Here is a 23,102-nt window from a genome sequence, read left to right as displayed (position 1 = left end):
TTTTATTATGGTATAATTGCAAAAAAATATTACTAAAGGAATTTAATGCAAAAAATTAAAAATATTGCAGTTATCGCTCATGTTGACCACGGAAAAACTACATTAGTTGATGGTCTATTACAACAATCAGGGACATTTAGAGAAAATCAACATGTTGATGAAAGAGCTATGGATACTAATGATATCGAAAAAGAAAGAGGAATTACAATTCTTTCTAAAAATACAGCTATTCATTATAAAGATTATAAAATTAATATTATTGATACTCCTGGACATGCCGATTTCGGTGGAGAAGTTGAAAGGGTTCTTAAAATGGTTGATTCTGTTTTATTACTTGTAGATGCTCAAGAAGGTGTAATGCCACAAACTAAATTCGTTGTGAAAAAAGCATTAGAACTTGGTCATAGACCAATTGTAGTTGTGAATAAAATAGATAAACCAGGATCTGAACCAGATAGAGTTGTTGATGAAGTTTTTGACCTTTTTGATGCAATGGGTGCAAACGAAGACCAACTTGAATTCCCTGTAGTTTACGCAGCTGCAAGAGACGGTTATGCAAAACTTAATCTTGAAGATGAAAATAAAGATTTAACTCCGCTTTTTGAAACTATTCTTAGTGAAGTTCCAGAACCAAAAGGAAGTGTTGATAATCCAACACAACTTCAAGTATTTACACTTGACACTGATCCATTTATTGGGAGAATTGGTATTTCAAGAATTTTTAATGGAAAAATCAAAAGAGGTGATAATTTAACACTTGTAAAAGCTAATGGTGAAACAGCAAATGGAAGAGTTACCAAACTTATTGGTTTTAGAGGTTTAGAAAGAATTGAAATTGATGAAGCAGAAGCAGGTGATATTGTAGCAGTTGCAGGATTTGGAACAATTGATATCGGAGATACATTATGTGATCCTAATCATATTGAAGCACTTGATCCACTTCATATTGAAGAACCAACTTTAAGTGTAATGATGAGTGTAAATGATTCACCACTTGCTGGAACTGAAGGAAAACATGTAACTGGTAATAAAATTAGAGAAAGACTTCTTAAAGAAGCTGAAACAAATATTGCTATGAAAGCAGAAGATGCAGGAGAAGGTAAATTTAGAGTTTCAGGAAGAGGTGAACTTCAAATTACAATTTTAGCTGAAAATATGAGAAGAGAAGGTTTCGAATTTAGTCTTTCAAGACCAGAAGTTATCGTAAAAGTAGAAGATGGAGTTAAATTAGAACCATTTGAATTTGTTGTAGTTGATGTTCCAGATAATTATAGTGGGGCAGTTATTGAAAAACTTGGTAAAAGAAAAGCTGAGATGAAATCAATGGCTCCTATGTCTGATGGATATACAAGAATTGAATTTGAAATCCCTGCAAGAGGACTTATCGGATATAGAGGTGAATTTCTAACAGATACAAAAGGTGAAGGTATTATCAATTCATCTTTCTTAGAATATAGACCTTTTAACGGAACACATCATACGAGAGTTCCAGGAGCATTAGTTTCTATGGAAAATGGAGCTGCAGCTGGATTTGCAATATTCAACCTTCAAGAAAGAGGAAGAATGTTTATCAAACCACAAGACAAACTTTATGTTGGTATGATTGTTGGTGAACATGCAAGACCAAATGATTTAGATGTAAATCCTATCAAAGGAAAAGCACAATCAAATGTTCGAAGTAGTGGAGCCGATGAAGCTATTAAACTTGTTCCACCAGCGGACATGAATCTTGAAAAAGCACTTGAATGGATTGAAGATGATGAATTACTTGAAATTACACCATTACATATTAGAATTAGAAAAAAAATACTTAATCCAGGTGAAAGAAAAAGAAAAACTCCTAAGAAAAAATAATATTTTTTCTTTTTCTATATAAATTTTTCCACTATTAAAAAGTATGGAATAAATAGAATACTTGTAAGAATTACAAACCAGGCCACTTTTTCTGGCTCGGTATTAAAAAGAGCTGCTAAATTCACATTACTAACTGCAACTGGTACCATAACTTCCAAAAGAATAACTTTACTTAATAGTGGATTTAATTCTAAAAATTGTAAGAATACATATCCAACAATTGGCAAAATAATAAATTTTTCAAAAACAATTGCAAGTGATAATTTTTTATCAATTTTGTGGATTTTAATATTTGCAGTGTAGATTCCAAAAATTATAAGTTGAATTACCATTGAGCTAAAAGCCCCCATTTGCAATATTTTCATAATATCACTGTTAAACATAATTTGATTTGTATTTAAAATAACTGCAATAATTCCAACCCAAATAATTGGGATTTTGAAAATCTTTTTTGCATTTTCAATGTTGAATTTTCCAGCATAGAAAAAAATAGCAAATGAGTAGATAAAAAGAATATTGCTAATATTTATAATTGTTGCCCAAAAAGCACCATCATTTCCCCAAAGTGCAAGGCTTAGAGGTATTCCTAAATTCCCAGTATTTCCTACAAGTGCAGTTATAGTTACAACATTTTGATTTTTACCTTTGAAAAAGAGTTTTGCTAAAGAAAATGTAAAAATAAATGATATAAATATTATAGCTAAATAACTTAGAGGTGCATTTGCAGTAGATAAATTTATTGGCTTTAGCATAAGTCCCCAAAGGGTTAGAAATGGCTGTAAAAAATATACAGACATTATCACGAAGCTTTTTTCGTGAATTTCGGGGAACTTTTTTTTTGCTATAAAACCTATTACAATAAATAAGTAAATTCCAATGACAGTTATCATAAAAAGTTAATAATCTCTTTTTCGATTTCATCTTTTGAAACAACTGTTTTTTGAGTTATCTCTTTTAAAAATAGTTCTTTTACCATATCCGGAATAGAAACATTATATTTTTTAGAGATTACTTCAAGTGCTGATTTATCGTGAACTTGTTTATCTTCAATTAATGCTCGATATAAACTTGGAGCAAATTTAGTCCATTCAGCTGTTGAATAAGCCACTTGTTTGTTTTTTGAATTTAGAGTTTTGTATGCTTTGATTGAAGTTGCTGTATGAGTATCCATAATATAACCCTTTTTAGCATACTCTTTAATATATTCAAATCCTTCTGCATCTGAACAACTTGTAGCGATAAAGTCTTCTTTTATTTTTGCAACTTCATCAGCAGTTAAAGAATATTTTCCATTTCTTTCTAAACTTTCCATAAGTTCAGCAGTTCTTTGGGCTCCAAATTTATCAAATAATATTCTTTCTACATTTGAAGATTTTAAAATATCCATTGCAGGTGAAGAAGTTTTGATGAGATGTTTTGTAGTTAAATCATAAATTCCATTATTTACCCATTCGGTTAGAACATTATTTATATTTGATGCGATTACAATTTTATCGATTGGAAGTCCCATTTTTTTAGCATAATATCCACCAAGTGCATTTCCAAAGTTTCCACTTGGAACGATAATATCAATTTTCTCTCCAAAACTTATTTCATTGTTGTGAATTAATTTTGCATAACCCCAAATATGATAGATTGTTTGAAAAATTATTCTTCCAAAGTTTACTGAATTTGCAGCTGAAAGTTTAATATCTTTTTCTTTTAAAGTGTTTTTGAAAGTATCACTATTTAGAAGTTTTTTTAAAGTATTTTGAGTATCATCAAAATTTCCTTTTACTCCAATAACTTTTTCATTTTTAGCATCAATTGTTACCATTTGAAGTCTTTGCACATCACTTGTTCCATTTTCTGGATACATACAAGTGACTTTTATATTATCTTTATTTGACAATGTTTCAAGTGTAGCTGGACCTGTATCTCCACTTGTAGCAGCTAAAATAAGGTAATTTTCATTTTTTTCTTTTGCTAAATCACTTAAAATTGAACCAAATGGTTGAAGAGCCATATCTTTAAATGCTCTTGTAGGTCCATGCCAAAGTTCAGCTATAAAAAGGTCATTTTCTACTTTTTCTACTGGTACTACATCTTTTGTATCAAATTTATCATATAATTTAAGAGCTTTATCCAAACTTTCATCACTTATATCAATTTCAAATTTTTTAAGCACAGCTTTAGCTAAACTTTTATAATCTTTATATTTTGTAATAAATTCTTTATCAATTGAAGGTAAATTCTCAGGAGAATATAATCCACCTTTTGGTGCAGCAGGGTTTAAAATAGCTTGGCTAAAACTTTTTTTTTCTTCAGTTCCTCTTGTTCCTATAAATTTCATAATTATCCTTTAAGGAGGTTGATTTTTGTTAAAATTATAGCATATTTTGATATAATAAAATAAAAAGGATGAATATGCTAAACGAAAAAGCGCCAGAGTTTTGCTTACCAAATCAAGATGAAACAGAAATTTGTCTAAGAGATTTAAGTGGAAAATGGGTGGTATTATATTTTTATCCAAAAGACAATACTCCAGGATGTACGACTGAGGCTTGTGATTTTACAAATGAGCTTGAAGAATTTGAAAAACTTGATGCTGTGATTTTGGGAGTTAGTCCAGATAGTCCCAAAAAACATATAAATTTTATAACAAAAAAAGAATTAAAAATTACACTTTTAAGTGATGAAGATAAAACTGTTTTAAAAGCTTATAATGCTTGGGGGCTCAAAAAAAATTATGGAAGAGAATATGAAGGTGTGATTAGAAGCACTTTTATAATAAGTCCAGATGCTAAAGTAGTTGCCCAGTGGAGAAACGTTAGAGTAAAAGGTCATGTTGAAAAAGTGAAAGATAAGTTAAAAGAACTTCAAGATGAAAATAATTCGTAAAAATGTACGAAATCTCACACTTAGAATAACTTCTGAGGGTGAGGTAATAATTACTTCTCCACTGAAAATGAAAGAAGAGTATATTTTAAGCTTTGTAAAAACAAAACAAAAATGGATAGATAAAAAATTATCTAAATGTAAAAAAATTCCAGAAGATAAGTTTTTATATTTAGGTAACTTTTATGATAAAAGTGAATTAAAAGAAGATTTATATTCATTTTATTATAAAAAAGCTGAGGTTTTATTTGGAGAATTAATTGATAAATATATAGTTTATGTAAATAAACCTGTTACAAAAATTAGAATAAAGCAAATGAAAACAAGATGGGGTAGTTGTAATTATCAAAAAGGCTATATTAATTTAAATATAGAACTTATGAAAAAAGAGATAAAATTTATAGAATATGTTGTCTTGCACGAATTAGCACATCTTATTCATCCAAATCATTCAAAAGAATTTTATAAGTTTATAGAGAGTATAATGCCAAATTTTAGGGAGTATTTATAGTGGGTTTTGTAAAAGAAAAATTTAAAATAGAAGATGAAAAGTTACTTAAGTTTTTGACTAAAACTTTTAATATAAACGAAAGAGAAGCTAAAAAGACGGTAAATAGAGGTCGAGTAGGACTTAATGGTGAGAGACTTAAATATTATAATCAAAATTATAGTGGAGTTTTAGATATTATTTATTTTAAGCCTGAACCTCGTGGAATTAAACCGATTTTTGAAATAGAAGATTTTGCAATTTTTGATAAACCAAGTGGAATAGCGATTTACCCCAAAGGATTTGCTCATTCTCAAACTTTACTTGATGATGTTCGTTTTTTATATGGAAAAGATGCAAATTTAGCCCATAGACTTGATAAAGAAACAAGTGGATTAGTGATAGCGAGCAAAAATAAATGGAGTGAAAAGATTATCAAAACAATGTTTGAGGATAAAAAAATTCAAAAATATTATTTAGCTTTAGTAGAAGGTAAAATCACAAGAGAACTTACTATAAATAAGCCGATTCTTACCAATAGTGATTTAGATATCAAAATGAAAGTTTTAATAGATAAAGAAGGTAAAAACTCAAAAACTATAATTATACCAATTAAAACTATAGGAGATAATACACTTGTAATTGCTAAACCTCTCACAGGAAGACAACATCAAATAAGAGTTCATTTATATTCTATTGGACATAGAATTGTAGGTGATCCTCTTTATGGAGTTGAAAGCAAAATAGCAGATAAATATCTAAAAGGTGAATTAAGTCAAGAAGATAGGATTAAATTCACAGGAGCAAATAGACTAATGCTCCATTCTAATAGAATTAATTTTAACTATAATAATCGAAAATATGATATTTATTCTCACCAAACTTTCAATTCATTATAAAGAGAATCTCTCTCAACTGGGATAAATCCGCTATCTTTTATAAAATGAATAAATTCATCTAATTCTAGTCCATTTGCACTTTTTGCACCAGCTGCTGAATTAATTGATTCTTTTTGAATAGTTCCATCTAAATCATCAGCCCCATATTCTTGAGCAATTAAAGCTAAATTGACTGTAGAAGTTACCCAGTATGCTTTTAAGTGAGGGAAATTATCTAAAACAATTCTTGAAATAGCATAAGTTTTGAGTATTTCGTTTCCAGTTGGAAAATTATCTACTTTTAAGTAATTATTTTCTTTTTGGTAAACTAAAGGAATAAAAGCATTAAATCCACCCGTTTTATCTTGAAGCTCTCTTAATCTCATCATATGATCGATTCTAGCTTTTTTGCTTTCTATATGTCCAAAAAGCATTGTAGCATTACTTTTTTTGCCTTTTTTATGCCAAATTTCGTGGATTTTTAACCAATTTTCACTGCTAACTTTTCCTCCACAAATTTTTTTTCTTACGGCTTCATCAAAAATTTCTGCACCACCACCAGGCATTGAATCAACACCATTTTCTATCATTTTATCGATTACTTCTTCATAACTTAAATTATAAGTTTCACTTAAAAAATTAATTTCAGCAGCTGTTAAGGCTTTTATGTGAATATCAGGAAGGGCTTTTTTAATCTCTTTAAACATTCCAAGGTACCATTCAAGTCCTGCATTAGGATTGTGAGCCGAAACTATATGAATTTCTTTTGCTCCTTTTTCGTGGGCTTTTATTGCAGTTTGAACAATTTCATCAATACTCATTGTATAAGGATTAGGATTTTTTCTATTTGCACTAAAGGCACAAAATTTACAAACATCTTTACAAATATTTGTAGGATTTATATGTCTGTTTATATTAAAATAAGTTTTTTTACCAAATCTAACTTCTCGAATATTGTTTGCTAATTCTCCAAGTGTTGCCAAATCTAAATCATATAATTTTAAAGCTTCATCAAAGTTAATTCTTTCTTTTTTTTCTATTTTTGATATAATATTTTTCAATTAATAATCCTTTTTTAAATGGATTATAGCAAAAAAGGGTAAAAATGTTAGAAGAAATTATATATTCAAATAAAAATGAATTTGAAATTATAAAAGAGTTAAGAAATGAAATTAAAAAATATAGAGATAATATTGATTTAGAAGCAAGTGGTAGGCAGTTTTTTATAAAATATACAAAAAAAATGGATGAATTTATAACCATTGTATTTAAATTTGTATTACAAAAAAAATTTGGATTTTATAGACCGAATATCAATTCTTTACCAATAGTTTTGACAGCTCTTGGTAGTTTTGGACGAGGGCAGTTATCATTATATTCTGATATTGATATTATGATAGTTTATAAAGAAATAAAAGGATATAATTTAACCCCTATTATTGAAACTTTTGTAACAATGCTTTGGGATTTGGGATTGGAAATAGGGCATAGAGTTCATAAAGTAGATGAGCTTTTAGAGGTTAGTAAAACAGATATTATGATTAAAACTGCTATTTTAGAAAGTCGCTATATTTTTGGAAGTAAATATTTATGGGTTGAGCTTGAAAACGAATTAAAAAAAATCAGATTGGATAACCAAAAAGAGTTTGTATTAGCAAGATATAAAAAAATGCAGGAATATCATAAAAAATATCATCTTTCAATGGAGCCAAATATTAAACAAGGTTTTGGAGGTATGCGAGATGCAAACACTCTTTATTGGATAGCTAATGTTATTTATGGAATAAAAAATAGTGCAGAATTGATTGATGTTTTATTTTCAGAAAATGAATATAAAGAGTATAGAAATGCACTAGAATTTATTTTTAGAGTGAGGGCTCATTTACATATGATTACAAAATTACATAAAGATGTAGTTTTAATTGATTATCAAAGAGATATAGCAATAGAGCTTGGATATAAAGATTCTCCAAGATTGAAAGCAGAGCGAATTTTTGTTAGAGATTTGCTAAAATCATTATGGACTATAAATAGATTTACTTCAATAAATATAAAAAAAATATTAAAACCATTTTTGTTTAATCCCAAAACTATTACTAAAGTAAATAGAATTTATAAAGGATATTATGTTTGTGATGATAAAATTTATATTAATTGGCATAATAATGATTTTATGAGAGATAGCTTTAAAGTGTTTTTAGATAATGACTTTAAAACTTATGATGTAAGTTTGGTAAATCTTTTTTATCATCAAAAAGTAGATATTACAAATAAACAATTAAAAGAAATATTCAAAAAAGAAAATTTATATCCAATTATTAAAGCTCTTTATAAAGCAGATAAACTCTCAATTATAATTCCACCATTTAAACAAATAGAAAATTTGGCCCAATTTGATGGCTATCATCAATATCCAGTTGACATTCATTCTATTAAAACTTTATATAATCTAGAAAATATTAGATATCAAAATATAAAAGAGCTATTTTATAATCTAAATGATAAAGAGAAACAAATTTTAAAAATTGTGGCACTTTTTCATGATTTGGGAAAAGGAAGGAAAGAAGATCATCATTTAGTAGGAGCTAAATTGGTAGCTAATTTTATGAAAAACTTATCTTTTGATAATGAAGAAATAGAATTAGCAAAAAAGCTTGTAAAGTATCATACAACTATGTCTAATATTTCTCAAAGAGAGGATATCGATAATGATAAAATTTTATTAAATTTTGCAAATACAGTTCAAACAAAAGAGTTTTTAGATATGCTTTATATTCTAACTTATGCGGATATGGATGCAGTAGGAAATATATTTAATGATTTTAAAGCAAATCTTTTAAAAACACTTTATAATAATACTCTTGAAGTTTTAGAAAATAAAGAGCTTATTTTGCAATCAAATAAAAGGCATAGAAAAGAAAAACAACTTTTAAAAAATGAAAAATTTTTAGCTTTTCCTAAAGTTTGGCAAAAAAAAGTTTTAAATTCTCCTTCAATTCAAATGTTTTTAAGAAATGATGTAGATAAAATAGTGAATATTTCAAAAAAGATGTTAGAGTGTGAAAAATATAATTATTTAATTCATAATACAACTCCATTAAGCGTAGAAATAGTAAAAAAAGATATAAATCTTAATTTAGGTTATTTGCTTGCAAAATTTGCATATTTGCCTTTAAGACATATTGCTATTTATAAAATTGATAATGTAAAATATTTTAAAATAGAATATGAAGAAAATATAGATGAAAATGATAAATTTTTGATATATGAAACTATTGAAGAGAGTTTTAAAACAGATAAAAAGATAAAATTTGTAAAACCTGTATTAAAAAAAGAAGAATTTATTGTGGATTGTAGTCATTCCAAAAATTATATAGCTTTAAAACTTAAAACTAAGGATAAAAAAGGTATAATTGCATATATAATGAAAGTATTAGATAAATATAAAATAGATGTGGAAGATGTAAAAATATCTGTTCAAAAAAATATTGTAAGGGATATTTTTATTATTAATAAATCATCAGGATTTTGTAAAAAAATAGATACAATTTTAGGAGAATTCAAATGAAAAAAAGAATATTGTTTTTTATATTTTTAGTTATTACGGTTGGTGGGATTATTTTTACTGCTTTTACTGCATATAGATTTTCAACTATTACAGAACTTGCTATTGAGCATTCAGCTGATACAGTCAGAGATATTTATTTGTATTCAAAAGATAAAAATGAAGCACTTGAGTTGATTAAAAATATGCCAAATATTAAAGATATAGAAATAGTAGATAAAAATAATAATATAAAAAGAAGTAAAAATAGTGTACGTGTAAATTTAAATAATGACAAAATGTTAAAAATAGAATTTAAATCTTTAGCTGAATTTGATAATGAAAAATATCAAGTTATTTTAGAAACAGTTATTATAAATATTTTATTTATTATATTTTCAAATTTACTTCTAAATTGGCTAATAACTCCTTATTTGAATATTTTTGAAGAGTTTGGACAAAGTTTTAAAAAGGCTAAAAATGGTGATTTTTCCAAAAAAATAGTTACAAAACTTAATAATGATGTAAAAAATATAGTAGAAAGTTATAATCAATTTATTTCTCAAATAGATAAAAATTTTAAGTTAACAGAAGATAATTTAAGGATTTTAATCCCTAATGCTCCAGTAAGTGGTAATAGAATAATGGATGTTGAAAAAAATATGCAAGTATTAGGAGATATAAATAGATTTAAAAAAATTATTGAAGAAGATTCAAATACGGCTGAAATTTATAATAGAATCATTGATATTTTAGAAAATAAATTTAAGTTGGATAATTTTAAGGTATATGCAGTTTTAAATGAAAAGCAAAAAATTGAAACTATTTATCAAAAAGGTAACAATTGTTGTGAAGCCCATCTTCCTAAAATGTGTAGAGCATATAGAACTGCCAATGAAGTTAATTCTTTTAAATTTCCACATATTTGTCAAGAAAATTTTTGTGAAGAGTGCGAATATATATGTATTCCATTTAGTACTGGTGGGACATTTACAGGGATTGTAAATATAAACTTCTCAAAAGAAGATTGGGAAATTTATAAAAATGAAATTTCATATATTGAAAGTTATTTAAATGAAGCAGCTTCAATTGTAGAAGCAAAATATACACTTAATTTAATGAAAGAAAGTTCATTAACTGATCAAATGACAGGACTTTATAATAGAAGATATTTAGAAGAGATACTGGATAAAATAGCAGCATCTACAATTAGAGAAAAATCATTACTGGGTATTTTGATGGTTGATGTTGATTATTTCAAGAAAGTAAATGATACTTATGGTCATGATGCTGGAGATGCAGTATTAAAAGAATTGGCAAAAACTATGATAAATTCTGTGAGAGAGAGTGATTTTGTTGTAAGATTTGGGGGAGAAGAGTTTATAATTGTTTTACAAAATATAAAAAAAGAAGAAGAAATTGTAAAAGTTGCAGAAAAAATTAGAGAAACTTTTGCAAATACAAAAATTTCTGTAAATGGAAAAATTTTAACAAAAACAGTTTCCATTGGAGTTTCGGTATTTCCTACACATACTAATAAAATTTGGGAAGCAATAAAATGTTCAGATTTAGCACTTTATGAGGCTAAGAATACTGGAAGAAATAAGGTAGATATATTTACTCCAAAATTACTTGAAGATGCAGATTATAAAGGAGATAAATGAAATTTATAATACTTGATACAGAGACAACAGGAACAAAAGAAGAAGATAGAATAATTCAACTCAGTTTTTTGGTAACAGATGAAAATAATGAAATAGAAGAAATAGAGGATACTTTATGCAAGCCTCCACTTCCTATAAGTTACGAAGCTATGGCTGTACATCATATAACACCTGAAATGTTAGAAAATGCAGAAACAATCCATAATACAAAGTCTTGGAATAGACTTAATGAGTTAAATATCCCTGATAATATAGTGGTAATTCATAATGCAAAATTTGATATTGAAATGCTTTTTAAAGAAGATTTTGAAAATAAGATGCAAATAATTGATACTTTTAGATGTGTTAAACATTTATGGCCAGAGGGTCGTCATGCGTTGCAAATCAATAGATATTCACTTGGATTATATAAAAAAGAAAAAGAATTAGCAGATAAATATAACATTGAAATTACTGCACACAATGCTTTGGGTGATGTAGTGGTTTTAAAACTTTTACTTGATTACTTACTTCAAGATCACACAATTGAAGAACTTATTAAACTTACAAAAGAGCCAATTTTATATGAAAAATTTTATTTTGGAAAATATAAATTTGAAAAAATTGAAGATGTTATTCAAAAAGATATGGGTTATGTTGAATATTTATTAAACAATCAAGAAAAAGAGTTAGAGTTTGATATTAGATATTCAATTAATTATTATATGCAAGAAGTAACACCAGTTTATAAATTTGAAGTAGGAAAATATAAAGGATTAACACCCAAAGAAGTAGCTAATCAAGGTGATATTAATTATTTAAGATGGGCTTATCATAATATGGGAATGAGTAAGGGACTTAAAGAAGAGATAGAAAAGACGATGGCAGATTAAGTATAATTTATATTATTCAAATCTTTCTATCATTAGTTGGATGTTTGTGTTTCCATTCCAACTGTTTTCATTAAGTGTAAAAATAATTTCCATTTCATCATCAAATTCTCCATCATATTTAAAAATTATAGCATCTTTATAAATTTCATTTTGAGATACAATTAATTTATAATGATTATCTTTTAAATTTCTAATATTTTCTATTTTAACTTTTGCTTTAAATTTTGGTTTTGGATTTGCTTCTCCATATGGTTCAAACTGTTTTAAAATATTTAATAATTCAAAATCACATTCACCAAGTGGTATTTCTCCTAAAATAAATTCATCTAAAAAAAAGTTTTCTTTTGGAATTTTTGAAGTAAGTAAGTTTATTTTAGTTGTGAATTTTTCTAAATTTTCTTTTTTGATTGATAATCCACAAGCGAGTTTATGTCCTCCAAATCCTTCTAATAGCTCTTTGCAATTACTAATTAATTTATATAAATCTACATCTCCTAAACTTCTCCCACTTCCTTTTAAAATATCTCCTTTTTCACAAAAAACAATAGCAGGAAGTTTGTAGTGATGAACTAGTCTGCTTGCAACTATTCCGACTACTCCTTCGTGAAAATTACCATTTGCAATTATAAAATTTTCATTTTGATTATTGTTTATACAAATTTCACTTATATCTTTTTCAATCTCTTTTCTATAATCGTTTGTTTCATTTAATTCATCATAAAGTTTTCTAGCAAGGATGATGTTTTCACTATTTAAAAAATCAAAAGCTAATTTGGCATGTTTCATTCTTCCAGCACTATTAATTCTTGGTGCTATATTAAAACCTATATCTTCACTATTAAAGTTTGTTTTATTTAGTGCTTCTTTTAAAACTAAAGCAAAAGGCTTTTGAGATTTTGACAAACGTGAAAGTCCCATTTTTACTAAAACTCTGTTTATATCATTTAGAGGCATAACATCTGCAATAATTGCTAAAACTAAATAATCTAGAAATTCTTTCATATCTATTTTAGAATTTAAAGCGTTGTTTAATGAAGCACATAAATACCAAGCTACTTCTGCACCACAAATGTCAATAAAAGGAAATGTCTCATCTTTTTGTTTTGGGTCAATTATCGTATAACTTTCAGGAAGAGGGTAGGTTGGAGTATGGTGGTCTGTAATAATTAAATCAATATTTCTTTCTTTGCAAATGATTCCTGCTTCATAACTAGTAATTCCATTATCAACAGTTATTAAAACATCACAATTAATTCTATCCATTAATTTTGCTGTAAGTCCATAGCCATCTTTGAATCTATCTGGTATTATTATCTCAACAGGATAATTTATTTTTTTAAAAAATTGATTTATTATTGTAGATGAGGTAACTCCATCTACATCATAATCACCTGCAACTACTATTTTTTCATTATTGTTAATTGCTTTCACTATTCTTTGTGTAGCTTTATCTATATTTTTTAGAAGTGAAAAATGATAAATATCTTTTGGGGATAATTCAGTAATTTTTTGTGATAATAATTGCTTGATTTTTTCTTTTGTAAGCATAAAAGATAACCTTTTTCGTAATTATAACAAAAATTAGTATTTAATTTTAGATGGGATTTTGTATTTGTAAATAAGTGGCGGAGAAACAGGGATTCGAACCCTGGGAGGTGTAACCCTCAACGGCTTTCAAGGCCGCCGCATTCGTCCACTCTGCCATCTCTCCAACAAAATTTTAGTAATTACATCTTCAAAAAAAATTTAAATTAAATTTTATTTTGATTGTAATGGTGCCTAGAGCCGGACTTGAACCGGCACGGTATTGCTACCGAGGGATTTTAAGTCCCTTGTGTCTACCAATTCCACCATCCAGGCAGGATGTGTTGTTTTGGGAGTGAAAGTATAATAAAATATATCTTAAAATAAGCTTAAATTTAAAAATTCTTTAAATTTTTTTTGGAGGCGGCACCCAGATTCGAACTGGGGATCAGAGCTTTGCAGGCTCCTGCCTTAGCCACTTGGCTATGCCGCCAATAATTTAGTGTTCACTTTAAATTAAAACATAAAAATGTTTTGGGAAATTTAAAAATGGAGCGGGAAACCGGACTCGAACCGGCGACCCTCAGCTTGGAAGGCTGACGCTCTAGCCAACTGAGCTATTCCCGCGTCTAACTAAATTAGTTTGAAATTATATAAAAAATTACTTATGATGTCAAGTAGTTTTAGGAACTTTATATTTTTTTATTTCTTTTTTTAAAATTTTTACCATTTTAGGATAAACTTTCAGCGAAGTTTTATGAAGAGTTATATAAATAGTATTTAAAATATGCCAAATACTACCTTTCATGAGAGTCCCAACTGCAGGTTCATATCTTAAAAAAGCTAAGGTGTAATCATTGACTAAATCAATTACTTCAGTTAATTCCTTTTTATTATTAATTTTTTTATCTAATAATTCTATTATTTTATTTTTATAAAGTTCTAAAAATCCTGAGTAATTGAGAATTTTTATCGTATCTATTTTAAAATTTTCTACTATTTCATTTATAAATTTTTCTTTATTTATAGGTTTTAGTTGAATTTCATTTGAGTGTTTAGGTATGGCACCATTTATAAAAGCACCATCACTTAAATTATATACTTTTTTAGGTTTAAGGAGTGAAATAGTCATTTCTAAATTTTGACGAGACAGATTAAGTAAATCATCACTCATAACCTCATCTCCAAAATTTCCTTTGACAGGAGAGCCTTCTTTTGTATCATCTTTATCATCATAATATGACCCACTTGCATGAACTCTTTTGTTTTTAAGAAATCCAACATCAAATCCACACATATAAATTTCATCACTAAAATGGCACGAAAAGCTAAACCCCGTATTTCCTACCATTGGAGAGCAAAAATTTAAGAAAAAATTACTTACACCAGTTGTGGAAGATGCATCACGCACAAACATTAAAGGCTTTTTTGCTATTTTAAAATGTTCAGTATCAACGACAGATGCCCCTACAAAATAACCTTTATATTTTTCCAAACTAGGCCTTAAAATATCAACAAGCATAGGCATTCTTTCTATTTCTATATGAAAATCACTATGAATTCCAGCTTTAAGCAAAGGACGAATAGCAGTTCCAACTGAAATAAGTATTAAATTATTTTGATTTTCTTTTATCCACTTAATATCATTTTCTAAACTTGCTCCATTTGCAATTACACAAACGGGTGCATCTATTTTAGTGGTTTGTGTAAGTATTGAGATGTCTTTATTTATATTTTGTAAATGATTTTTGAATCCTACACTTTCATCCTCAAAACTTCCCCATCCTCTTTTGTTTGAAATATTTGCTAAATAAAACTCTTTTTTAGCATTTTCTATTTTTTCTGAATTATAAGTAGTGAATTCTAATCTCAAAAAGTTACTTGTAACTACTTTTGAATCATAAAATCTTTTTAAAATTTTTGTATCAATATTTCCTTTTATAAATAGATATAAATTATTTCCAAGTTTTTCAAAAGCTTTTTGCCAATCCACAAAATAACAGCTTATTGCAAAAAGTTCTGGCTCTGGCTCATAAATAAAAAGTGATTGAAAATCATATTTTTCGATTAAATATTCTATATGAAGGCCACAACCTAAACCAAAAATAGAAGTTGTGTATAAAAACTTTTTATCATAATAATATCCATCTGTAAAGTTTTTTGAATTTTTAGAAATATTTATGATTTTGTTTACAATTGAAGATGTTATAGGTAAAATTTTTTCATCATATTCATATAACTCTTTTGTTAAAAAATATTTTGTCCATAAGTCATTCTTCATAGGATTATTTGCATATAATTCACTTACTTCTTGCATTAAATGTTTATTATTTTCAACAGGATAAAAATATGTATTCGTATTTGTATCTAAAATATTCAATCCGTTATTATTTATTATTTTAAATTTTCTTGTTTTTATGTTTTTAATTAATTGGTAATATTCCGGAATTTCATTATAAAAATATTTTAAATTTTTAGAAAATAATTTATCCATTTTATTCCTATGGCTTTAATTCAAAATCAAAAAATTTACTTTTAAAATCTGTTGGAATTTTTAAATATTGGATAGTGGCACCTCGAAGATTTCGTGCTTCATGATATAAAAGTCCAAGTCCATACCTTGCTTCATAATTTTTTTTATTTTTTGCTTTTGCTAGAGTTAATAATGCTATGGCATTTGCATGATGATTAGCAGCTATTGAAGCAACAGCTCCATAAAAAAGTGTTTTAGAATCATCTTGATGTTTGTTATCTATCAAATCATTAAATAGTGAATAACTTTCTTCCGTGTTACCACTAAAAAGTTCAATAAATGCTAAATTTTTAAGAAGGGGAGTTAGATCACTGTTTGTAGATAATACTTCATTTTGTAGTTTATCTCTAAGTTTTGCTAATTGACCAGAAAGTTTAGCAAATTTTATATACATTTCACCAGCAATTAAAGGACCATAATAAACACTGTTTAAATCCCAATTATTTAAAGAATTGATAAATACTTGTTGAAAGTCAAGGGCAAATTCTTTGATTTTATTTACTTTATGTGTTGCATAAAAATAGATTAAATTAGCTATCACATCTTTTGGTGCCACTGTTTTAAGGGTAGTAGCTTTTTGGATAAAATAGTTTTTTTCATCTAATTCATACAGCGTTGCAAGCTCAATTGCAAGATTAAATTTTGTATTTTTAGGATTACTCTGAACAAAGCTTAAAGAGTTAGAATAATTGTTTATTATAAAACTCATTAAAGCTGAATATTTTTTATTTTTGGGATTTGAAAAGTTTATATCTGCATTTAGTTGTGAGCTAATAATATTTAAATATTTTTGTTTTATACCTATTTTTTCTCCTGTAATTATTGTAAATATACCAGCTAAATAGTTATGACTATCTAAATGATAAGCTCTTAAAAAGTGTAAATATGCTTTTGAATAGTTTTTTAAATTTGCATAAGTTAAGGCTAAATCATATTGTAAAATAGAGTGATATTTATGTTTTTTAGCGAGTTTAGCAAAAATTTTATTTGCTATTACAATATGGTAACTAAGAGCCTCTTTTATTCCTTCACTCATTTTTAAATTTAGATTTGATATTGTTGATGATTTTGTTAAATATTTATTAGCGCCACTTATATCATCAAGTGCAATTCCAAAACTTCCTTTTTGTAAAAATTGGATAGTTTGAGAAATATTAAATACTTTATAAGGAGCGTAATAAAAAATTATATTTATCCAATCATTTTTACTAAATGGTTCGTTTTTGAATTTTTGTTGAGCTATTTGTATATCGAATATTTCTGGTTTTAAACTCACTTTTATAGGGTAAATTACATTATCTTGTTTTTCAGCAGTTTTTAAATGATTAGCAGCACTTTTATACTCTTTTAGCTTTAATTCTACCAAAGCCAAAGCTACACCTGCTTTTAATGGATAGGTGAAAGTTGCTTTTTGTAAATGAGGTTTAGCTAGAGCATATTCTCTAATTCTTGCATATGAAATACCTAAAATAAAATCATCTTTTGTAGAATCAATAGCGTGATAAGGATCATCATAAAGACTATAAATAGCTGTCTTTAATCTGTTTGTTATTTTAGGATATGATTTTGATTTGTCAAGTCCAGCCAACGCTTCAAATTCTTCACCCAAATAATAATGAACTAATGCATAATAATATGGATATCCTTTTAAATTAGTTGTTTGAGGTAAATATAATTCAGCAAGATGTGAATAGTAAACAAATCGTTTTTTATCTTTTAATTTTAATGAACAATATGCAGCATTAATAGCAGCTATACATCTGTTATCTTTATTAGCAATAGCATTATTAAAATATTCAATAGCTTTTTTATAATTTTTTTCTTTTATTTGGATTACTCCAAGATTGTAGTTTGACAAGGATTCAGAAAAAACAGATAGTTTATTTAATAAATTTAGAGCTTTTTGATGTTGTCCTTTTGCAAAAAGTATATTTGCTTTTTTTACAAATTCGTCAATTGTGGTTTTTTGAATATGTTTTTGTTTTAGTTTTTTTGTGATTTTTTCTATTTCATTTTTAGGAATATTGTTATTTTCTTTTTTCTTTTTGAGAACTACTACAAGAAGTAAAACAAGTAAAAAAATAATAATAGTTATTAAAACAGCGATTAGAATTAAAAAAAGTTTCTTTTTTTTCTTTTTTTCGTCTTCATTATTGGGTTTTTCATTATTTTCTATAGTTTCTTTTTTTTTATCTTCTTCGATAACAATTACATCTTCATTTTCTTGTTTTTCTTCTTCAGCCATTTTTTACCTTATAAATATTTATGTAAAACTTCTGGAATTTCTATTTGTCCATCTTTTGTTTGGAAATTTTCCATAATAGCAACTAGTGTTCTACCTACTGCTAAACTACTTCCATTTAGAGTGTTTGCTAATCTATTTTTTTTACCATCTTTATATCTTATTTTTGCTCTTCTTGCTTGAAATTCTCTTACATTTGAAACTGAGCTTATTTCTCTATATTGATTTTGTGAAGGAATCCATACTTCAAGGTCAATAGTTTTAGCCGCGCTAAATCCCAAGTCACCTGTGCATAAATTAAGTAATCTATGAGGTAAATTTAGTGAAGTTAATAAATCACTTGCAGTTTGGACCATTTCTTCAAATATTTTATCACTATCTTCTGGTTTTGTGATACATACTAATTCAACTTTATCAAATTGATGTTGTCTGATTATTCCTTTTGTATCTCTTCCATAACTTCCTGCTTCTTTTCTAAAACAAGGAGTATAAGCCGTCATTTTAATTGGCTCATTTAAATCTTTAATAATTTCATCTCTGAATAGATTTGTAAGTGGCACTTCAGCAGTTGGGATTAAAAATAGTTCTTCTCCTTCAATTTTGAATAAATCTTCTTCAAATTTTGGAAGTTGCCCTGTAGCTGTCATTGTTTCTCTATTTACCATAAAAGGTACATAAGCTTCTTCATAACCTCTTTGCCTATTGAAATCTAACATATAATTAATCAAAGCTCGCTCAAGTCTTGCTGCATCTTTTTTGAATACTGTAAATCTACTTTTGGCAAGTTTCACTCCCTTTTCAAAATCAAGCCAATCAAGATTGACGCCTAATTCATCGTGAGGTTTAGGCTCAAAATCAAATTTTCTAGGAGTTAAAACTTTTTTAAGTTCCACATTATCATTTTCGTCCTTACCAACTGGAACATCATTATCTGGAATATTTGGAATAGATAAGGCTTTTAGACTTAATTCCTCATTTATTTTATTTAATTCTTTTTCTAATTTAAGCATTTTATTTTTTATTTCTTCAACTTCTTTTTTTACTTCATTTGCTTTATCTATTTCTTTGTTTTTCATAAATTTACCAATCTCTTTTGAAAGGCTATTTCTTTGGGCTTGTAATGGTTCAATTTGTTGTTTTAATGGTTTTTGTTTTTCAAACAGTGATTTTGCTGTTTCTAGTAAATCTTCATTTACCCCTTTTTTTAGTAATTTTTCTTTTGTTTCTTCATAACTGTTTTCAAGTAATTTTAAATCAATCATAAAATATGTCCTTTTTTTGAGGGCTATTATTTAGTTTCTATTTTTAGGCACTGACCTAAAACACTCAACAATAAAACAAATTTTTGCCACTACAAAAAGCTAAAAAGTGTCAACGCAAGCGCCCTTCGGGTTTGAAGCACACTTTTTTTAACGCTTTTTTTTCGTTAAAATTTGTAGTTGTTTTGTTTATTTAGTCAGTACCTCTATTTTATAGTATTAAATACCCACTTAATTTTATGATAAAATTATATCAAAAAAGGAAATATTTGAGAGAAGTTATTACAGATGATGGAACAATAACCCTAAAAAATGATAAATATAATGAATGTTATCATTCAACTGAGGGTGCAGTTACAGAAACTTTATATAAACATATTTATCCAGCTTTTAGTGTTGTTGATAAAAAAGAGATAAAAATTTTGGATATTTGTTTTGGACTTGGATATAACACTTTTGTAGCAATTTTAAATAGACCAATTAATTCTAAACTAAAGATTTATTCTCCTGAATTTGATGGAGAGTTAGTTAAAAGTCTTAAAAATTTTAATTATCCAAAAGAGTTTGAAAAAATAAAACATATAATTAATTTTATCTCAGAAAATCTATATTATAAAGATGAGTGGGTAGAAGTGGAAGTTTTCATCGGTGATGCAAGAGAATATATTAAAACTTTAGATGAGGTTGATATTGTTTTTCAAGATGCTTTTTCTCCAAAAGTAAATCGTGAGCTTTGGACAATTGAATATTTTAAGGATATTGAAAAACTAAAGCCTACTATCATAACTACTTATACAGTTTCAACAGCCATTCGTTTTGCAATGCACAATTTAGGATATAACCTTTATACTCATCCTTATGACAATATTCGAAAAGGAACACTTGCAAGCAAAGAAAAACTGAATTTCCCAAGTGCGAAATTTGATGAAAAATTAACAAGAGTGAAAAATCCTTTTTATTACGAAGATAAAAATTTATAATTTTATAAATTTATGGTAAAATACAACTAAAAAAAGGATGGAAGTGGAGCAAATTCAAATTGCACTGAAAAAAAATGGTCAATTAATTGACTTACAAACTGCCGAGACTGAAAATATTGAAGGTGGTGAGCCTATTTATTATGGGAATAGTGAAGATGCATTAGAAGTTTTAAGACATTCAACTGCACATCTTATGGCACAAGCTATGCAAGAACTTTTTCCTGGGACTAAATTTTTTGTAGGACCAGTAGTTGAAGGTGGATTTTATTATGATATGAGAATCAATGGAGATTTTAGTGATAAAAACTTAAGACAAGTTGAGAAAAAAATGCAACAAATTGCTAAGAAAAAAACTCCAATTGAAAGATATGAAATTTCAAAAGCTGAGGCTTTAGAAAAATTTAAAAATGATGATTTAAAACTTGAAGTTATGAAAAGAATTCCTGATGAAACTGTTTCTATTTATAAACAAGGTGATTTCGAAGATTTATGTAGAGGGCCACATTTACCACATCAAGGATTAATTAAGGCTTTTAAACTTCAAAGAGTTGCAGGTGCATATCTCGGTGGAGATAGTGATAGAGAAATGCTTACAAGAATTTATGGAACTGCATTTGCTGATAAAGAATCACTTAAAAAGCATCTTGATATGCTAAAAGAAGCAGAAAAAAGAGACCATAGAAAACTTGGAAATGAGATGGATTTATGGTTTTTCGATGAAAAAGTGGGACCAGGGCTACCAATATGGTTGCCAAAAGGTGCAACTTTAAGAGCAAATTTAGAAAAACTTCTATTTAAAGCTCATTTAGTAAGAGAATATGAACCAGTTAAAGGTCCTGAAATTTTAAAAAGTGATATGTGGAAAATCTCAGGTCATTATCAAAACTATAAAGAAAATATGTATTTTACAACTATCGAAGATGACAATAATGCAGAATATGGTATTAAACCAATGAATTGTTTAAGTCATGTAAAAATATTTGACCATAAAGTTAGAAGTTACAAAGAACTTCCACTTAAATTTTTTGAATTTGGAACAGTTCATAGACATGAAAAAAGTGGAGTTTTACACGGACTTCTAAGAGTTAGAGAATTTACACAAGATGATGCTCATATTTTCTGTATGCCTTCTCAAATCGAAGAACAAGTGATTGAAGTTTTAGATTTTGTAGATAAAATTATGAAAACTTTTGGATTTGATTATGAAATGGAAATTTCTACAAAACCAGATAAAGCAATTGGTGATGATAAAATTTGGGAAATAGCAACTGTTTCACTTAGAAATGCTCTTAATAATTTAGGTAAAGATTATGGAGAAGACGAAGGTGGTGGTGCTTTTTATGGTCCAAAAATTGATATCAAAATTACAGATGCAATTGGTAGAAAATGGCAATGTGGAACTATTCAAGTTGACTTTAATTTACCTGAGAGATTTGATATTCACTATGTTGATGAAAATAATGAAAAACAAAGACCTGTAATGCTTCATAGAGCAATTTTAGGAAGTTTCGAAAGATTTACAGCTATTTTAACAGAACATTATGCGGGAGAATTCCCTGTATTTATAGCACCAATAAAAGCTATAATAGTTCCAATTAGTGAAAATAATGTAGAATATTGTAAAAAGCTTCAAAAAGAATTGCTTTTTGACGATATTAAAACAGAAGTTTATGACAGCAATGATTCATTAAATAAAAGAATTAGAAATGCTGAAAAACAAAGAGTTCCATATGTAATTATCGTGGGTGTTGAAGAGATGACAAATAATTCACTTGCAATAAGAGATAGAAGAAGAAAAGAAAAATATGACATCCCTAGAGATGAATTTATAACAAAAATTAAGGAAGAAAATGAGGTTAGATTATGAGTAAAAAAGATAAAGTAATAATGAATGATGATGTATTAAGATTGAGTAGAGATGTTAGATGTGTTGCACCTGAAGGTGAGCTTGGAATTATTTCTACTAGTGATGCACTTGAAAAAGCATACAATGCAGGATTGGATTTGGTAGTGGTAGCAGCAAATGCTAAACCGCCTGTTACTAAAATTATGGATTATGGTAAATACAAATACCAACAAGAAAAGAAACAAAAAGAAGCGAGAAAAAAACAAGCTAAAATAGATGTAAAAGAGATTAAATTTACATCAAAAATTGACCAACACGATGTTGATTATAAAGTAAAACATGCTCTTGAATTTTTAAGTAAAGGAAAACATGTCAAATTTAGAATCTTTCTAAGAGGTAGAGAAATTCCTACTCCACAAGCTGGATTTGAAGTAATCAATAGAGTTTGGGATATGGTAAAAGATTATGCTGATAGAGATGCAAATCCTAAATTAGAGGGTAATCACATCAATATGCTTGTATATCCTAAAAAGAAAAATTAA

The 23,102-nt window shown here is 27.3% G+C and carries 17 protein-coding genes and 4 tRNA genes; 10 read left to right on the top strand and 11 right to left on the bottom strand.

Going from position 1 to position 23,102, the window contains the following annotated elements:
* Nucleotides 1-45 precede the first annotated feature (45 nt).
* On the top strand, nt 46-1,854 hold the full coding sequence (typA, locus tag ACZ5OA_RS07865) for a translational GTPase TypA (protein ID WP_464907313.1): 1,809 nt from the start codon (nt 46-48) through the stop codon (nt 1,852-1,854).
* A gap of 14 nt (nt 1,855-1,868) precedes the next feature.
* Here the strand turns inward: typA and ACZ5OA_RS07860 are convergent, their stop codons facing one another.
* Both ACZ5OA_RS07860 and thrC read right to left on the bottom strand, forming a co-directional pair.
* Entirely contained in the window at nt 1,869-2,744 is an 876-nt protein-coding gene (locus tag ACZ5OA_RS07860) for an AEC family transporter (protein ID WP_464907312.1), read from the bottom strand.
* The gene (gene thrC, locus ACZ5OA_RS07855; RefSeq protein WP_464907311.1) at nt 2,741-4,186 is read right to left on the bottom strand and encodes a threonine synthase; all 1,446 of its coding nucleotides are present in this window, start codon (nt 4,184-4,186) and stop codon (nt 2,741-2,743) included. The genes ACZ5OA_RS07860 and thrC overlap by 4 nt, the downstream gene beginning before the upstream one ends.
* A gap of 74 nt (nt 4,187-4,260) precedes the next feature.
* Between thrC and bcp the strand changes: the two genes are divergently transcribed.
* The 3 genes from bcp to ACZ5OA_RS07840 are packed head-to-tail and all read left to right on the top strand — an operon-like array spanning nt 4,261 to nt 6,117.
* On the top strand, nt 4,261-4,734 hold the full coding sequence (gene bcp, locus ACZ5OA_RS07850; RefSeq protein ID WP_464907310.1) for a thioredoxin-dependent thiol peroxidase: 474 nt from the start codon (nt 4,261-4,263) through the stop codon (nt 4,732-4,734).
* Nucleotides 4,718-5,242, top strand: coding sequence for a M48 family metallopeptidase (locus ACZ5OA_RS07845; protein WP_464907309.1), 525 nt, complete (start codon nt 4,718-4,720; stop codon nt 5,240-5,242). Before bcp ends, ACZ5OA_RS07845 begins: the two co-directional genes overlap by 17 nt.
* Nucleotides 5,242-6,117 carry an RluA family pseudouridine synthase gene (locus tag ACZ5OA_RS07840; protein WP_464907308.1) on the top strand — a complete coding sequence of 292 codons (876 nt, stop codon included), beginning with the start codon at nt 5,242-5,244 and terminating at the stop codon, nt 6,115-6,117. Before ACZ5OA_RS07845 ends, ACZ5OA_RS07840 begins: the two co-directional genes overlap by 1 nt.
* On the opposite strand, the gene mqnE is transcribed toward ACZ5OA_RS07840, so the two are convergent.
* Nucleotides 6,093-7,157, bottom strand: coding sequence for an aminofutalosine synthase MqnE (gene mqnE / locus ACZ5OA_RS07835; RefSeq protein WP_464907307.1), 1,065 nt, complete (start codon nt 7,155-7,157; stop codon nt 6,093-6,095). The genes ACZ5OA_RS07840 and mqnE overlap by 25 nt on opposite strands.
* A 44-nt stretch (nt 7,158-7,201) precedes the next feature.
* Here mqnE and ACZ5OA_RS07830 point away from each other — a divergent pair, with 44 nt between their 5' ends.
* The 3 genes from ACZ5OA_RS07830 to ACZ5OA_RS07820 are packed head-to-tail and all read left to right on the top strand — an operon-like array spanning nt 7,202 to nt 12,176.
* Nucleotides 7,202-9,664 carry a [protein-PII] uridylyltransferase family protein gene (locus ACZ5OA_RS07830; protein ID WP_464907306.1) on the top strand — a complete coding sequence of 821 codons (2,463 nt, stop codon included), beginning with the start codon at nt 7,202-7,204 and terminating at the stop codon, nt 9,662-9,664.
* Nucleotides 9,661-11,304, top strand: a complete 1,644-nt coding sequence (locus tag ACZ5OA_RS07825) for a GGDEF domain-containing protein (RefSeq protein ID WP_464907305.1) — start codon at nt 9,661-9,663, stop codon at nt 11,302-11,304. The genes ACZ5OA_RS07830 and ACZ5OA_RS07825 overlap by 4 nt, the downstream gene beginning before the upstream one ends.
* On the top strand, nt 11,301-12,176 hold the full coding sequence (locus ACZ5OA_RS07820) for an exonuclease domain-containing protein (RefSeq protein ID WP_464907304.1): 876 nt from the start codon (nt 11,301-11,303) through the stop codon (nt 12,174-12,176). Before ACZ5OA_RS07825 ends, ACZ5OA_RS07820 begins: the two co-directional genes overlap by 4 nt.
* A 12-nt stretch (nt 12,177-12,188) precedes the next feature.
* Here the strand turns inward: ACZ5OA_RS07820 and recJ are convergent, their stop codons facing one another.
* The 8 genes from recJ to serS form a co-directional block, all read right to left on the bottom strand.
* Nucleotides 12,189-13,724: a single-stranded-DNA-specific exonuclease RecJ gene (gene recJ, locus ACZ5OA_RS07815; RefSeq protein WP_464907303.1), complete on the bottom strand. Its 1,536-nt coding sequence runs from the start codon at nt 13,722-13,724 to the stop codon at nt 12,189-12,191.
* A gap of 75 nt (nt 13,725-13,799) precedes the next feature.
* Nucleotides 13,800-13,887, bottom strand: a tRNA-Ser gene (locus tag ACZ5OA_RS07810).
* Nucleotides 13,888-13,949: 62 nt separating this feature from the next.
* Nucleotides 13,950-14,036 (bottom strand) — tRNA-Leu (locus ACZ5OA_RS07805).
* Between the two features lie 82 nt (nt 14,037-14,118).
* Nucleotides 14,119-14,193: transfer RNA gene (locus ACZ5OA_RS07800), tRNA-Cys, on the bottom strand.
* Nucleotides 14,194-14,250: 57 nt separating this feature from the next.
* Nucleotides 14,251-14,327 (bottom strand) — tRNA-Gly (locus ACZ5OA_RS07795).
* A gap of 46 nt (nt 14,328-14,373) precedes the next feature.
* On the bottom strand, nt 14,374-16,194 hold the full coding sequence (locus tag ACZ5OA_RS07790; RefSeq protein WP_464907302.1) for a motility associated factor glycosyltransferase family protein: 1,821 nt from the start codon (nt 16,192-16,194) through the stop codon (nt 14,374-14,376).
* A 7-nt stretch (nt 16,195-16,201) separates the two neighbouring features.
* Nucleotides 16,202-18,478, bottom strand: a complete 2,277-nt coding sequence (locus ACZ5OA_RS07785) for a tetratricopeptide repeat protein (RefSeq protein ID WP_464907301.1) — start codon at nt 18,476-18,478, stop codon at nt 16,202-16,204.
* A gap of 8 nt (nt 18,479-18,486) precedes the next feature.
* Nucleotides 18,487-19,737 carry a serine--tRNA ligase gene (gene serS / locus ACZ5OA_RS07780; protein WP_464907300.1) on the bottom strand — a complete coding sequence of 417 codons (1,251 nt, stop codon included), beginning with the start codon at nt 19,735-19,737 and terminating at the stop codon, nt 18,487-18,489.
* Nucleotides 19,738-20,003: 266 nt separating this feature from the next.
* Between serS and ACZ5OA_RS07775 the strand changes: the two genes are divergently transcribed.
* The 3 genes from ACZ5OA_RS07775 to infC are packed head-to-tail and all read left to right on the top strand — an operon-like array spanning nt 20,004 to nt 23,102.
* Nucleotides 20,004-20,714, top strand: a complete 711-nt coding sequence (locus tag ACZ5OA_RS07775; protein ID WP_464907299.1) for a tRNA (5-methylaminomethyl-2-thiouridine)(34)-methyltransferase MnmD — start codon at nt 20,004-20,006, stop codon at nt 20,712-20,714.
* 43 nt (nt 20,715-20,757) lie between these two features.
* On the top strand, nt 20,758-22,581 hold the full coding sequence (gene thrS, locus ACZ5OA_RS07770) for a threonine--tRNA ligase (RefSeq protein WP_464907298.1): 1,824 nt from the start codon (nt 20,758-20,760) through the stop codon (nt 22,579-22,581).
* Nucleotides 22,578-23,102: a translation initiation factor IF-3 gene (infC, locus tag ACZ5OA_RS07765; protein WP_464907297.1), complete on the top strand. Its 525-nt coding sequence runs from the start codon at nt 22,578-22,580 to the stop codon at nt 23,100-23,102. Before thrS ends, infC begins: the two co-directional genes overlap by 4 nt.

The sequence above is a fragment of the Thioreductor micantisoli genome, from assembly GCF_055392745.1.
This window is presented reverse-complemented; position numbering and strand designations above follow the sequence as displayed.

Coding starts and splice junctions, on each gene's coding strand:
- typA (WP_464907313.1), top strand. CDS start 46: ATGCAAAAAATTAAAAATATTGCAGTTATCGCTCATGTTGACCACGGA.
- ACZ5OA_RS07860 (WP_464907312.1), bottom strand. CDS start 2,744: ATGATAACTGTCATTGGAATTTACTTATTTATTGTAATAGGTTTTATA.
- thrC (WP_464907311.1), bottom strand. CDS start 4,186: ATGAAATTTATAGGAACAAGAGGAACTGAAGAAAAAAAAAGTTTTAGC.
- bcp (WP_464907310.1), top strand. CDS start 4,261: ATGCTAAACGAAAAAGCGCCAGAGTTTTGCTTACCAAATCAAGATGAA.
- ACZ5OA_RS07845 (WP_464907309.1), top strand. CDS start 4,718: ATGAAAATAATTCGTAAAAATGTACGAAATCTCACACTTAGAATAACT.
- ACZ5OA_RS07830 (WP_464907306.1), top strand. CDS start 7,202: ATGTTAGAAGAAATTATATATTCAAATAAAAATGAATTTGAAATTATA.
- ACZ5OA_RS07825 (WP_464907305.1), top strand. CDS start 9,661: ATGAAAAAAAGAATATTGTTTTTTATATTTTTAGTTATTACGGTTGGT.
- ACZ5OA_RS07820 (WP_464907304.1), top strand. CDS start 11,301: ATGAAATTTATAATACTTGATACAGAGACAACAGGAACAAAAGAAGAA.
- recJ (WP_464907303.1), bottom strand. CDS start 13,724: ATGCTTACAAAAGAAAAAATCAAGCAATTATTATCACAAAAAATTACT.
- ACZ5OA_RS07790 (WP_464907302.1), bottom strand. CDS start 16,194: ATGGATAAATTATTTTCTAAAAATTTAAAATATTTTTATAATGAAATT.
- ACZ5OA_RS07785 (WP_464907301.1), bottom strand. CDS start 18,478: ATGGCTGAAGAAGAAAAACAAGAAAATGAAGATGTAATTGTTATCGAA.
- serS (WP_464907300.1), bottom strand. CDS start 19,737: ATGATTGATTTAAAATTACTTGAAAACAGTTATGAAGAAACAAAAGAA.
- infC (WP_464907297.1), top strand. CDS start 22,578: ATGAGTAAAAAAGATAAAGTAATAATGAATGATGATGTATTAAGATTG.